The following is a 13,213-nucleotide window of genomic DNA, read 5'->3' on the forward strand; positions in this document are numbered from 1 at the left end:
CCATGAATTTCTCTGGAAAAACCTATACATTCATTGCCGCTTTGGCCGTTTTCATCGGTCTGCCACTGCTGTTTTACGCGCTTGGGGAAGCCCCGCGCCGGTCGATCCTGAAAGAGTCGTTTTCGCTTATCACGCTGCTTGCGGTGTCGTTGATGGTCGGCCAGTTCTTCTTGGCGCGCAGCAACGCCACGTTGCTGAACCTGTTCAAACCGCCGCAAATCCAGAAGGTTCACAAATACATCGCCTATTCCGCAGTTGGCGTGATTTTCCTGCATCCGGTCCTGATCGTGCTGCCGCGCTATTTCGAAGGCGGGGTGAAGCCTTGGGATGCCTTCCTCACCATGATCACCACCTTTGATAGCCTCGGGATTCTGCTTGGCCTATTCGCTTGGGGTGCGATGCTGGTGCTGGGTGTGACCGCGTATTTTCGCAAAAAACTGATCCCGCATTTCAGCGCGCGCTATCGCGGTTGGCGGTATTTTCATGGCGGGCTGGCGGTCGCCTTTATCATCGCTGCACTTTGGCACGCGATCGAATTGGGCCGCCATACCGATATCGCGATGTCCGCTTTTTTCGTCATACTGACGCTGATCGGCTTCGCGTTGCTGGCCAAGCTTTACTGGGGCGCGATGCCGAAAAAGCCCCATACCCCGCCGATTTCCGAAGGAGCCACGACATGACCGGGCCGATTGATACAAATGCGCATGAAGCCACCGCGACGACGCGTCGTGAATTCCTTACGCTTTCAGGGGCTACCGCTGGAATGGCTTCTTTCGGGATGACCGCTTGGGCCGACAACCCTGTCGAAATCGAAGTGAGCGCCATTACAAATACCGACTATGACACCGACGTTCTGGTGATTGGTGGTGGTATGGCCGGGCTTTTCGCTGCCGTGAAGGCGCATGACGCCGGGGCGGCCACCATGATCGTTTCCAAGGGGCGGCTGGGGTCTTCGGGCCTGACGCCTTTCGGCAAGGGATTCTTCGTTTTTGACCCGGAAACGGAAACCGGCACCATCGATGATTTCGTCGACACCGTGTCGCGTTCGGCGCTTGGCACAAACAACCCGGTTTACACCCGCCAGTTGGCGGAACATTCACTCGATCGCGCACGCGAATTGGCCGACTGGGGCTTTTTTGATCAGACGCTGGCCAATCGGCCTTTCATGAAGCCCATCGAAGAACGTGATATTCCATTGCTGGAACGGGTGGTCATCACCCATCTCTTCAAAGAAGACGGGTGGATCGCGGGGGCTGCGGGATTCCGTCTTGATGCCGAAGAAACCGTCACCATCCGCGCCAAATCGGTGATCCTGTGTACCGGGGCCGGGGGGTTCAAACCGAACGGTTTTCCACTTGGTGATCTGACCCATGACGGGACGGTGATGGCGTACCGGATCGGTGCCAAGGTGACGGGCAAGGAATGGAATGACGGTCACACGACACGCAGCGACAACCCGGCGGCCACCTTCGATGGCTGGGGCGATATGTTCGAACGCGTTCCATCGACCAACGGGGTTGAAGTGCATCACGACCTGGGCATGGATATCAATTACCGCGCCTATGTGACCGGAAATCCCGTCGCAGGTGGGCCAGGTGCTGCACAACCGACGGACGAGGTCGCGGGCGGGCCCTATGTCCCTGAAGAGTTCCAGCGCGACTTTGATGCCCCCGGTAGCGGCGAAGGGGGCGCGCCTTCTGGTCCGCCTCCGGGTGATGGCAAGGGCGGTGCCCCCGGTGGCCCGCCACCCGGATTTGCCCCCAGTGCGAATGTCGGCGGTGCTTCTGCGGGCATGGCGATCCACAAATCCGAAGGGCTGGTTCCGTATAACGACAGGTGTGTTTCGAATATCACCGGGCTCTATGCGGCCGGCGATGCCCTCGGCAGTCATATGGCGGGCGGCATCTATACCCAGATCGGTTCGTCTCTGGCTGGCTCCGCCGTTCAGGGGGCCATCGCGGGCGAAGCGGCCGCAGACTACGCGGCATCGGTCAAAGCCCCGATCATTGCCGACGCGCGGATAGCCGAGGTCGTGAACGAAATTCTAGCTCCGCTGCGACGCGAGGCGGGCTATGGCCCGGCTTGGGTCACACAGACGTTGCAAGGGATCATGATCCCCAACTTCGTGCTCTACATCAAGAAGGCTTCTATGATGCAGGCGGCGCTGGCCTATATCGAAGAATTGCGCGATCACCATGCACCGATGTTGCGGGCCGCCAATATGCACGAACTGCGGCTCGCCCATGAAACCCGCAATATGATCCTGAGCGCCGAAATGAAACTGCGCGCTTCGCTGATGCGCACCGAAAGCCGGGGGAGCCATTACCGATTGGACTATCCGGATGTCGACGATGTGAACTGGCGCGCTTGGATCAACATCTATCAGGGATCGGACGGGTCGATGCAGCTTGAAAAACAACCCTTCGATACTTGGCCAACTTAGATTTGCGGCGGCTGTACCAAGGAAAAACCTTATGCACATCTATAAGATAGCAGCCGTGGCCCTTGCGCTTTGCCTACCATGCGCCGGGCATGCCGCACCGAACATCTTGCTGATCATCGCCGATGATATGGGGCTCGACACTTCGCGCTGCTACGCCGTGGGGGATCAGCAGGCGAACATGCCGATCCTCGAACAGCTTTGTGCCGAAGGTCTTGTCTTTGATCAGGCCTATTCGGCACCTGTTTGTTCGCCCACCCGAGCGACCATCATGACCGGTAAGTATGGATTTCGAACCGGCGTCGGGGGGGCAATTCCCCCGCGCGGGGGCAGTGGGCTATCCCCGGATGAATTCAGTCTTTTCGACGCCTTGAACGAGACGGAGTATGCCAGTGCTGTGGTCGGTAAATGGCATCTGGCCAGCTCACCTGATGATCTTGATCATCCCGCTGAAATGGGCGTAACCGACTATTTCGGCATGATCTCCGGCGGCGTCAGAAGTTACTACAATTGGCAGGGTGTGGAAAACGGAACGCGGAATGATGTCGATGGCTACACCACAACCGTGTTAACCGACCGGGCCATCAATTGGATCGGCGAACGGCAAACCCCTTGGTTTCTATGGTTGGCCTATAACGCACCGCACACCCCGTTCCACGTGCCACCGCGCACGCTTTACACCGGCGAAAATCTTAAGGACGACGAAACCGCTATCCGTGAAAATCCGCTGCCATATTATAACGCGATGCTTGAAGCACTGGATACCGAAGTCGGTCGGTTGTTCGACAGCATGTCAGATGAAACGCGCGAAAACACCATTGTCATCTTTATCGGTGACAATGGCACGCCGGGACAAGTGTCCCGACAGCTATATGGCGCAAGACGATCCAAAGGCAGCATCTACCAAGGCGGCACCGCAGTGCCGATGATTGTTTCAGGTCCCGGCGTCGAAGGTGGACGAACAGAGGCCTTGGTCAACACAACCGATTTGAACGCCACGATCTTGGCATTGGCGGGCGCAGACCCTGACGGTGCCGTATCTGATGGCATTGATCTTAATACGATTCTGAAAGGGGAAACCGGATCGCGTGAATTCGCCTATGTCGAACATTTCGGAGACGGAGGGATGCCTGTCGATGTCATGGGCTGGGCGATCCGGGATGCGCAGTACATGTTGGTCGCGCCGGATGGTGACGCGGAACAAATGTTCGATATCGCCAATGATCCGCTCTCGCAGTTCGATCTGTTGTCCGCGACGCTTACACCTGAATTGAACCAGCGGGTCTTGGCGTTGCGCGCAGCCTATCAGGATCTGCGCGGCGACTAGATCGCACCACACCGGCAATCGCCACACCACGCCCAATTGGACAGTGCGGTCCCGAGCCGTACAGCGAAACACAAAGGGCAATCGAAATCACGATGACCCGCACTTGCCGAGAACCAAAGGAGATTTGAGATGATACGCATTATTTCTATGACCGCTCTACTGTTGAGCACCGCAGCGGCTGTGGCCCAGACGCCCTTTCCCGTCGTCGATACGGCTCAAAACATCTGCTATGATAACAGCGAAGCGATCACATGCCCGGCTGAAGGCGCGGCGTTCTACGGGCAGGACGCCCAGTATCGCGGCACACCCGCCAATTATACCGACAACGGCGATGGCACCGTCACCGACAACGTGACTGGCCTGATGTGGGCGAAGACGCCCGACCTGAACGGCGACGGCGAAATTCTGGCGAATGACAAACTAAGCTATGACGCCGCGTTGGCGGGGGCAGAAAACTTCGATCTGGCGGGCTATAACGATTGGCGTCTTCCGACGATCAAGGAAATGTATTCGCTGATGGATTTTCGCGGCGTCGATCCTTCGGGCTATGAAGGGGAAGATGTTTCCGGTCTGGTCCCCTTCATTGATCGCAGCTATTTCGACTTCGCCTATGGCGATACCGACGCGGGCGAGCGGATCATCGACAGTCAGATGGCATCGTCCAATCTCTATGTCTCCGGCACCAACGCGACGAATGACGCCACGCTTTTCGGCGTGAACTTTGCCGATGGACGGATCAAGGGCTATGGCCTTAAATTGCGGGGCCGCGACAAGACCTTCTTCGTCATGTATGTGCGCGGCGACGCTGGCTATGGCGTGAATGATTTTGCCGATCACGGCGATGGCACCGTGATCGACGCCTCGACGGGTCTGATGTGGAGCAAGACCGACAGCGGCATCGCAATGAGCTGGCAAGACGCGCTGGCATTTGCGCAAACCGCAAACACCGACGCCTATCTGGGCCATGATGACTGGCGGTTGCCGAACATCAAGGAATTGCAGGGCATCGTCGATTATACTCGTTCTCCTGACACGACCGACAGCCCGGCCATCGACCCGGTTTTCGACAGCACCGAGATCACCAACGAAGCGGATCAACTCGACTACGGGGCTGTCTGGTCTTCGACCACCCATTCCAACTGGACCAAGCGGCCCGGCAACGCCGGAGCCTATGTGAACTTCGGTCGCGCCATGGGGTACATGAACGGGTGGACCGATGTACACGGCGCCGGGGCACAACGTTCCGACCCCAAGACCGGCGACCCGGCGGATTACCCCGAAGGCCACGGTCCGCAAGGTGACGCGATCCGCATCGACAATTTCGTGCGGCTGGTGCGCGACGCGGGTTAAGACTTACCGCGAGTGTCACGCGATCCGAAACGCGTCTCGCCAATCTGATCGGCCGCCCAAACGGTCGATCAGAAAATCCATGAATAGCCGTGTCTTCGGCGTCAGCACGTTCGATCGTGGATAGACAAGCCAAAGCACCGCATGGTCGTTCGACCGCCAACCGGGAAGGACGCGGACCAATCGGCCAGAGTCGAGGTCGTGCGCGACGCTCCAAAGCGAATTGATCGACAGCCCCGCCCCCGCAATGGTGGCTTCGCGTAGCGCATCGCCGTCATCCACAACGGCCCGGCAGACCATGGCGGTTGGGTCGAGAATGGCGGTTTCTCCAGCCGGGTTGATCAGTTCACGCGGCGCAAGGTTGCGCCATGCGATATAACCATGGCCGTTCAGGTCCGACGGTGCCTGCGGTGTTCCGTGCGCCTCCAGATATCCGGGCGCGGCGCACAGGATGCGGGAATCGTCGGACAGTTTGCGACCCTTAAGGCTGCTATCGGCCAATGGGGCGCTGCGCAGCGCCAGGTCGAAACTGCCTTCGATCGCGTCAAAGCGGGTGTCCGACAGCCGCAAATCCAGTGTCATGTCGGGATACTGCCCGTGAAAATCGGGCAAAAGCGGCATGATATGCAACTGGGCAAAGCTGCTGGGGGCGGCAAAGCGGAGGGTGCCTGAGACACCTATTTTTCCATGTCCCAATGCCGCCTGCGCAGCTTCGGCCTGTGCCAGAATTTCGCGGGCATAGGGCAAGAAATCCGCCCCTTCGAGCGAAAGCGACACTTTCCGCGTCGTGCGATGCAAAAGCTCCGCACCCAGTTCCTGTTCCAGCTTGGCAAGCCGTGCACTGCCGACGGCGGGCGCCAGTCCCAGTTCGCGCCCCGCAGCGCTGATGTTCAGACGTTCGGCGGCCATGACGAAAAGGCGTAGGGCGTCTGTGTCCATGCGATTATATCCAAAAACCGAAAACTGAACTCCTGAATGCGCTGTTTTATCAGTTTCAACAATAGATATGTTGCGATCAACGCGAAATACCGAGGATGGAGACTGAACATGAAAGCAATTGGATACGATGCGATTGGCCCGGTGGATGCACCCGATGCCCTCAGGGTTTTTGATGCGGCGATACCTCATATCGGGCCGCGCGATCTGCTGATCGCGGTCAAAGGCATCTCGCTCAACCCGGTGGATGTGAAGCTGCGCCAAAATCGCGCGCCCGAAAATGGCCCGGATATTCTTGGCTTCGACGCTGCGGGTGTCGTTGTCGAAACCGGCGCTGCGGTGACGGGCTACAAGGTTGGCGATGAAGTGTTCTATGCCGGCGACGTGACGCGCCCCGGCTCGAACGCCGAATTTCAGGCGGTGGACGAACGGATCGTGGGCCGCAAGCCGGCCTCGCTTGATTTCGTGCAAGCTGCCGGAATGCCGCTGACCGCGATTACCGCGTGGGAGATGCTGTTTGATGCCTTCCGCCTGACTGAAGGCGACGGCACCGGAAAATCCCTTCTGGTCATCGGCGGGGCAGGCGGCGTTGGTTCGATCCTGATCCAGCTTGCCAAAAAGCTGACCGGACTGTCCGTCATCGCCACCGCCTCGCGCTCTGAAACCCAAGACTGGGTGCGCAAGATGGGAGCCGATCATGTGGTGGATCACCGGGGCGACGTGGCCCAGCAGGTCAAGGATCTGGGGCTGGCTCCCGAATACGTGGCGGCGCTGACCGCGACGGATCAGCACTATCCGGCGATCATCGAACTGATCGCGCCGCGCGGCCATATCGCGCTGATCGACGATCCGCAGGGACTCGATATCGGCCCGGCCAAACCCAAGGCCCTGACGATCAGTTGGGAATTCATGTTTACCCGGTCGATGTTCGGCACTGCCGATATCGAGGTGCAGCGCGATCTGCTGAACCGGGTATCGGATATGCTGGACGCGGGCACGCTGCAATCGACCGTGACTGAAAATGCCGGCCAGATGAGCGTCGAAACGCTGCTTGCCGCCCATGCCCGCCAGGAAAGCGGGCGCGTGATCGGCAAACAGGTGCTGAGCGGCTTTTGACCCATGCCGCCATCCGGGTGTTCCGGGCGGCGCCCCTTACCGGAGCCATACCATGCGCGACATAGCCGATACCGCGTTTGCGTCGCTGAACCGCGGCTATAACGCAACCTTCCGCCCAAACCGGCTGAGCCTTGGTTTGGTCGTGCCGATCGCGCAGTATCCAAACGGCCCGGTGCCGGATATGGCGGGGCATCTGGAGCGGGCGCAACTGGCAGAACGGCTTGGCTTTGCGGCGGTCTGGCTGCGCGACGTGCCTTTCAATGTGCCATCCTTTGGCGATGCGGGGCAGCTTTTTGACCCGTTCACCTATCTTGGCTTCCTCGCGGGTCAGACTTCGCACATCGCCCTTGGCGTCGCCAGCATCGTGCTGCCATTGCGCCACCCGGCCCATGTCGCCAAAGCCGCCGCCAGCGCCGACGTCTTGTCCGCGGGGAGGCTGATCCTTGGCGTCGCTTCTGGGGATCGGCCCGAAGAATACCCCGCGATGAACCTGACATCCGAAGATCGCGGAGTGCGGTTCAGGGAAAGCTTCGACTATATCCGGGCGATGTCACAGGACTGGCCCAGTCTCACCAATGGTGCCGGGCAGCTTGCGGGGGATATGGACATGTTGCCAAAGCCTCTGTCGGGGCGGCTGCCCATGCTGATTACCGGGTCCAGTCGGCAGGATTCAGACTGGATCGCCCGCAATGGCGATGGCTGGATGACATATCCGCGCCCGGTGGACGCGCAGGCCAGCGTGATCGCACAATGGCAGGCCCGCGCCTTAGCCGAAAGCGGCGCACCCAAACCCGTGCTGCAACCGCTCTATATCGACCTTTCAGAAGACCCGGACGAAGCACCAAGGCCGATCCATCTGGGGTTCAGGTCCGGTGTGCGCCCGCTTGCGACCTATCTGCGTCAGATCGAAAAGATCGGCGTGAACCATGTCGCCTTGAACCTTCGGTTCAATCAGGCCGGGATTGAAGCGACGCTTGAAAAACTGGCGGCGGACCTGTTGCCGCACTTTACCGAATAAGGATTTTGCAATGCCCAAGACCATTCTGATCACTGGCGCGACCGACGGCATCGGGCTGGAAACCGCGCAGCGCCTGTCGGCGCTGGGCCATCACCTTTTGATCCATGGCCGCAATGCGGACAAGCTGTCCGCGACTGCCGGCAAGCTGCGCGCCTTGCCCGGTTCGGGGGTGGTCGAGACATTTCTGGCCGACCTGTCCGATCTGACCGAAGTTGCCCGTCTTGGCCGCACCCTACGCGATGGCCATGACCGGATTGACGTGCTGATCAATAACGCAGGTGTCTTCAAGGTGGATAATCCCACGATGGCTGACGGGCAGGATGTCCGGTTTGTGGTGAACACGCTGGCCCCGGCCTTGCTGACGCGGTTGGTGCTGCCGGTGATGCCCACAGATGGGCGCATCGTGCATTTGTCTTCGGCTGCGCAAGCCCCGGTTGATCTTGCCGCGCTGGACGGACAACGAAAGTTGGACGCGATGGACGCCTATGCCCAAAGCAAACTGGCGCTGACAATGTGGAGCAAAGCACTGTCTGCGGACCTCGGACAAGACGGTCCCGTCACGGTCGCGGTCAATCCGGGCTCGCTGTTGGCGACCAAGATGGTGCGCAAAGGCTTTGGCGTGGCAGGAAACGATATCGGCATCGGCGCGGACATCCTGATCCGCGCGGCGCTGTCGGATGAATTTTCCGACGCTTCGGGTCTGTATTTCGATAATGATTCCGGTCGGTTCGCCACCCCGCATGCCGACGGTGCTAACCCGGCCAAGATCGCCCCTGTGGCAAAAGCCATCGAGGCCAGGATCACCCCGAGCTATCGATAGATCATCTATGGCTGCATCAAGAGCGGTATCTATCCCTTCCGGGCGCCGCTCAACCGTGGCAGCCTACGCTACGTAGCGTGTCCGGTGCGCTTGCCCAAAACGATCCGAATGATTATCACGATCAGACGGCAGCCTCTCGTTATGAACGAGGGACCAATAAGGGGCAGGTCAACAAGGGTGCGCCAAGGGTCATCCTGCGTCCCCACGACAACCCTTCATCAAAATTATTGAAATCTGGAGATCGACATGGCGACCACAGGCAAGCAACTTTTCACGACGCTGGAAGCGGACGGGACGCTCACCGTAGCGATCGAGGACGTGGCCTTTCCCGATCCGACCGGCAACCAGGTCCTTGTGAAGATGGAGGCTGCGCCGATAAACCCGTCGGACCTCGCCATCTTGGTTGGTGCGGCGGATATGGAAACCGCCAGCTATTCGGCGGGCAAGTTCATCGCGAAGATGCCCGAACCTTTTAATTCAGGCTCGAAGGCGCGTCACGGCCTTAAGCTTCCTGCTGGGAACGAAGGTGCGGGCACGGTGGTCGCAACTGGCGACAATGACGCCGCCAAGGCGCTGATGGGACAGCGCGTTTCCTGTGTGCCGGGCAATGCCTTCAGCCAATATTGTATCGCCGACGCCACCATGTGTCTGCCGCTGGGCGATCATACGGCCGAGGATGGCGCCAGCGCCTTTGTCAACCCGATGACGGCTCTGGGATTCGCCGAGAATGCAAAGATGGACGGGCAGGATGCGATCCTTCACACGGTCGGGGCGTCCAACCTTGGCCAGATGCTGACCCGCATCTGCCAAGAGGATGGTATCGGTCTGGTAAATATCGTTCGCAAGGACAGCCAGGTTGATCTGCTCAATAAACTGGGGTCCACGCATGTCGTCAACTCATCGCAAGACGACTTCTCGGATCAGCTCCGCGCCGCGATCGACGACACCGGCGCCTTTTACGGCTTCGACCCGATCGGTGGTGGCCGGTCGGTCGACAAAGTCTTCAAGGCGATGGAGCAGGTCGCGGTAAGCCAGATGACCGAATATTCGCGCTATGGGTCGAACCAGCCGAAGCGCATGTTCATCTACGGACGGTTGGACACCGGCGCGACGATCCTATCGCCGAGTTACGGCTTTGGCTGGACGCTTTCGGGATGGCTGCTGTTTCCCTTCCTGCAATCGGCCGGAAACGATACCGTCAGCCGCATGCGCCAACGTGTGCGCGAAAATCTCACGACTACCTTCGCCAGCCACTATAAGAAGCGCGTCAATCTCGACGAGATGCTGACCAAGGAAGCCGTGACCGATTACCGTGCGATGAAGACGGGGGAGAAATACCTCGTGACCCCCTGGTCGTAATAGCACGTCGCCGGAGCAGCCTCGCTCGGATCAGGGTTGCTTCTGCTTCGGATAAACCGGCAGATGCGGCCGCAGCACGTGGTCCGGTTGACCGCACGGGGCGGGGCTGTTTGCGTACCAAGTCTGAAAACGACGACCGTTGGATCGGGGGATTCGTAAACTGAACTGGCGCTTTGGCGGGTTCGAGAGGTAGATATTCTACCCGGCCTGGCTGGCCGGGTGGGCGAAAAAACATCCTAACAAAGGACAAATGAATGATCGGTTACATGACTGTCGGCGTCTCCAACATGGAGCGCGCGAAGAAATTCTACACGGAGCTTTTCGCGGATCAGGGCGCGAAAGTTGTCATCGATTCCGGGCGCATCGCCTTCATCGGGACCGAGCGCGGGAAACCGATGCTGGCGGTTTGCGAACCCTATGACAAGGAAGCCCCAACCCCCGGTAATGGTGTGATGGTGGCTTTCCCGACCAGCACCAAGGACGAAGCAGAAGCGCTCTATCATAGGGCGATATCGCTGGGTGCGACCGACGAGGGGCAGCCGGGTCAACGTATTCCGGACCGGTTCTATGGCGCCTATGTACGTGACCCCGATGGCAACAAGCTTTGCTTTTTCGTCTTCGGCTGAGGTGAACGCCGCGCGCGTTCCGGGCCGATCCCGGCATGCGCGCGGCTTCATGCGCCATTGCCGCAGGAAAGCAAATGCAGCAGCACCTTGAAAAGCGGTGCTGCGCGCATTGGACACCAGTCTTTTGAAGACCGAGCTCGTCCACCACCGTAGCTTCGACGCCGTGGATAGGCCAGACGGAACGCAAGCGCGGCAGGTCGCTATGCAAAACAAATCCAAAAGTGATAGATGTTGACATCAGGTTTGCTTATGGATCGTCATGGATATCTCACTCATCAAGACCTTCATCGAAGTTGCCAGAACAGGGTCGTTCGTCGCGGCCAGCAGCCGGTTGTTCGTCACTCAATCCGCTGTCAGCTTGCGCATCCAGCGATTGGAGGACAGTCTGGGCCATCCCCTGTTCATCCGGTCCAAGGCAGGAGCAGTGTTGACCCCGGAGGGAACGCAGTTCGAGCGCTATGCGCTGAGCCTGCTGAAGATCTGGGAAGAGGCGCGGCAGCAGATTTCGATTCCCGAAGGCTATACCCGCGCCTTCTATGTCGGGGCCGAATATTCGCTGTGGCCGCTTTTGGGTTTCGCTGGCTGGACGCCGTACAGGGGGCCATGCCCGAACTGAGCATTCACGCCGAAGTCGGCATGACGGATCGGATCACACGGTTCCTGATCGAAGGGGTTGTGCATGCAGCCCTGCTTTATACGCCTCAACTTCGCCCCGGCCTGACCGTAGAGCCTGCGCTCGATGACGAATTGGTTCTGGTGGCATCCTACCCCGGAGCTTCGGTCGCAGATAAAAAGGAATACGTGTCCGTGGATTGGGGGCCGGAATTCACCCATGCGCTTGCGGTTGCGGTTCCGCATCTGACCGATTCCGGGCGTTCGATGGCACTTGGATCTCTTGTTGTGCAGTATATCGCGACCCGCAGGGCCACCGCCTATGTGCCGGCCCGCTCTGTTCAGCACTACCTGGGTCGTGGAAAGCTTGAAATCGTGTCCGATGCGCCACGGTTTCCCTATCCGTCCTGGGTGGTCTGGCGCGACGACCTTGATAACGACTTGGCGACGCTGGCCCGCAATTGCCTGAAGAACATTGTGCAAACGGCTGAGTCAGAGCAGAAAAATATCGTCAAAAACCTTCTGCATATCGACGACTATGCCCCTTTCCTTTTCAATACCATGAGGCGTAAATAATACTCACGTCAAGCACGAATATATAAAATTTAGCTCATGTCATTCTGATCTTTATGGTCTCCCTCAGCAGAGATGCTTTCGCTCCATCTGCCGGAGCGGATCACTTGTTAAGGGAAGGAATGACCCATGACTGCATTCTTCAAATTTGCCGGCGCTTCCGCCTTGGCGCTGATGGTCGCTGCACCCGTTCACGCTCAGAGCACCGTGACCGGAATCACCGATCTGAACGACCGGATTGATGACATCGCGACCGAAGCCGACCGCGACCAGCGTCGGGGCCGTGATGCCGACCGCTTTGGCCCCAATGGCGTGCCGCAGGGCTGGCGCGGGTCCGTGGCACTGACCGCGTCGGGATCTTCGGGCAACACGGATACCGGCGAATTGTCCGGCGCAGGTCGCTTGACCTATGGTGTCGGCAACTGGAGCCACCTGATCGGCCTTGCGGTCGAATATGGTAAATCCAATGGCGTGACCAACGAAGAAAAATTCTTTGGCACCTACGAAGCCAGCCGCTATTTCACGCCGGAATTTTATATGTTCGGATTGGGTCGCTACCAATATGATGGCCTGCTGACCGACAGCACCGGCGCGACCTTGCCCGGCTCGGAAACCGATGCCTTCCTCGGCTTTGGTCCCGGCTACCGGTTTGTGAACCAACCGAACCAGACCTGGCGCGTGCAAGCGGGCCCAGGCGCACGGTATTTCAAGGATATCACGGGCACCTCTGACACCGAAGTCGGGTTCATTGTTTCGTCGCGCTATTACTACGCGTTTACCGACACTGTGTCCTTCACCATGGATACCGACGTTCTTGGCTCTAAGCAGAATACGGTACTGTCAAACGATGCTGGTGTGAACTTCAAGATGACCGATGCATTGTCGACACGTCTCAGCTACCGGACCGACTTCAACACCGACCCGGCGGCAGGTCTCAAGAAGACGGACAACACCATCGGCCTGTCCCTCGTCATGGGATTTTGAGGCCAAGCGTGACCGGTTCACTCTGGTCATACAGTTTGAACGAAACCGACGGGGG

13 protein-coding genes are annotated in these 13,213 nt (G+C 58.9%); 12 read left to right on the plus strand and 1 reads right to left on the minus strand.

What is annotated here, in order from left to right; all coding sequences use genetic code 11:
* Positions 1–2: 2 nt before the first annotated feature.
* From TG4357_RS14915 to TG4357_RS14930, 4 genes are all read left to right on the plus strand, one after another.
* Positions 3–680: a ferric reductase-like transmembrane domain-containing protein gene (locus TG4357_RS14915; protein WP_058263699.1), complete on the plus strand. Its 678-nt coding sequence runs from the start codon at positions 3–5 to the stop codon at positions 678–680.
* Positions 677–2,443, plus strand: coding sequence for an FAD-dependent oxidoreductase (locus TG4357_RS14920; protein ID WP_058263700.1), 1,767 nt, complete (start codon positions 677–679; stop codon positions 2,441–2,443). The genes TG4357_RS14915 and TG4357_RS14920 overlap by 4 nt, the downstream gene beginning before the upstream one ends.
* Before the next feature lie 31 nt (positions 2,444–2,474).
* Positions 2,475–3,767: a sulfatase-like hydrolase/transferase gene (locus TG4357_RS14925; protein ID WP_058263701.1), complete on the plus strand. Its 1,293-nt coding sequence runs from the start codon at positions 2,475–2,477 to the stop codon at positions 3,765–3,767.
* A 129-nt stretch (positions 3,768–3,896) separates the two neighbouring features.
* Positions 3,897–5,117: an Lcl C-terminal domain-containing protein gene (locus TG4357_RS14930; protein WP_082644158.1), complete on the plus strand. Its 1,221-nt coding sequence runs from the start codon at positions 3,897–3,899 to the stop codon at positions 5,115–5,117.
* Positions 5,118–5,132: 15 nt separating this feature from the next.
* Here the strand turns inward: TG4357_RS14930 and TG4357_RS14935 are convergent, their stop codons facing one another.
* On the minus strand, positions 5,133–6,053 hold the full coding sequence (locus TG4357_RS14935) for a LysR family transcriptional regulator (protein WP_058263703.1): 921 nt from the start codon (positions 6,051–6,053) through the stop codon (positions 5,133–5,135).
* Positions 6,054–6,161: 108 nt separating this feature from the next.
* On the opposite strand from TG4357_RS14935, the gene TG4357_RS14940 reads away from it, so the two are divergent.
* The 8 genes from TG4357_RS14940 (at position 6,162) to TG4357_RS14970 (ending at position 13,158) form a co-directional block, all read left to right on the plus strand.
* The gene (locus TG4357_RS14940; RefSeq protein WP_058263704.1) at positions 6,162–7,166 is read left to right on the plus strand and encodes a zinc-binding alcohol dehydrogenase family protein; all 1,005 of its coding nucleotides are present in this window, start codon (positions 6,162–6,164) and stop codon (positions 7,164–7,166) included.
* Positions 7,167–7,218: 52 nt separating this feature from the next.
* The gene (locus TG4357_RS14945; RefSeq protein WP_058263705.1) at positions 7,219–8,184 is read left to right on the plus strand and encodes an LLM class oxidoreductase; all 966 of its coding nucleotides are present in this window, start codon (positions 7,219–7,221) and stop codon (positions 8,182–8,184) included.
* A gap of 10 nt (positions 8,185–8,194) precedes the next feature.
* Positions 8,195–9,004: an SDR family NAD(P)-dependent oxidoreductase gene (locus TG4357_RS14950; protein ID WP_058263706.1), complete on the plus strand. Its 810-nt coding sequence runs from the start codon at positions 8,195–8,197 to the stop codon at positions 9,002–9,004.
* Between the two features lie 246 nt (positions 9,005–9,250).
* Positions 9,251–10,363, plus strand: a complete 1,113-nt coding sequence (locus TG4357_RS14955; protein WP_058263707.1) for a zinc-binding dehydrogenase — start codon at positions 9,251–9,253, stop codon at positions 10,361–10,363.
* Positions 10,364–10,617: 254 nt separating this feature from the next.
* Entirely contained in the window at positions 10,618–10,989 is a 372-nt protein-coding gene (locus tag TG4357_RS14960; RefSeq protein ID WP_058263708.1) for a VOC family protein, read from the plus strand.
* A 259-nt stretch (positions 10,990–11,248) separates the two neighbouring features.
* Positions 11,249–11,605, plus strand: coding sequence for a LysR family transcriptional regulator (locus tag TG4357_RS19845; protein ID WP_233487519.1), 357 nt, complete (start codon positions 11,249–11,251; stop codon positions 11,603–11,605).
* Complete coding sequence (locus TG4357_RS19850; protein ID WP_233487520.1) at positions 11,593–12,177, plus strand: LysR substrate-binding domain-containing protein; 585 nt, start codon at positions 11,593–11,595, stop codon at positions 12,175–12,177. The genes TG4357_RS19845 and TG4357_RS19850 overlap by 13 nt, the downstream gene beginning before the upstream one ends.
* A gap of 126 nt (positions 12,178–12,303) precedes the next feature.
* Entirely contained in the window at positions 12,304–13,158 is an 855-nt protein-coding gene (locus tag TG4357_RS14970; RefSeq protein WP_058263709.1) for a DUF481 domain-containing protein, read from the plus strand.
* Positions 13,159–13,213: the final 55 nt, after the last annotated feature.

It is taken from the genome of Thalassovita gelatinovora (genome assembly GCF_001458355.1).
Taxonomy (GTDB): Bacteria; Pseudomonadota; Alphaproteobacteria; order Rhodobacterales; family Rhodobacteraceae; genus Thalassobius; species Thalassobius gelatinovorus.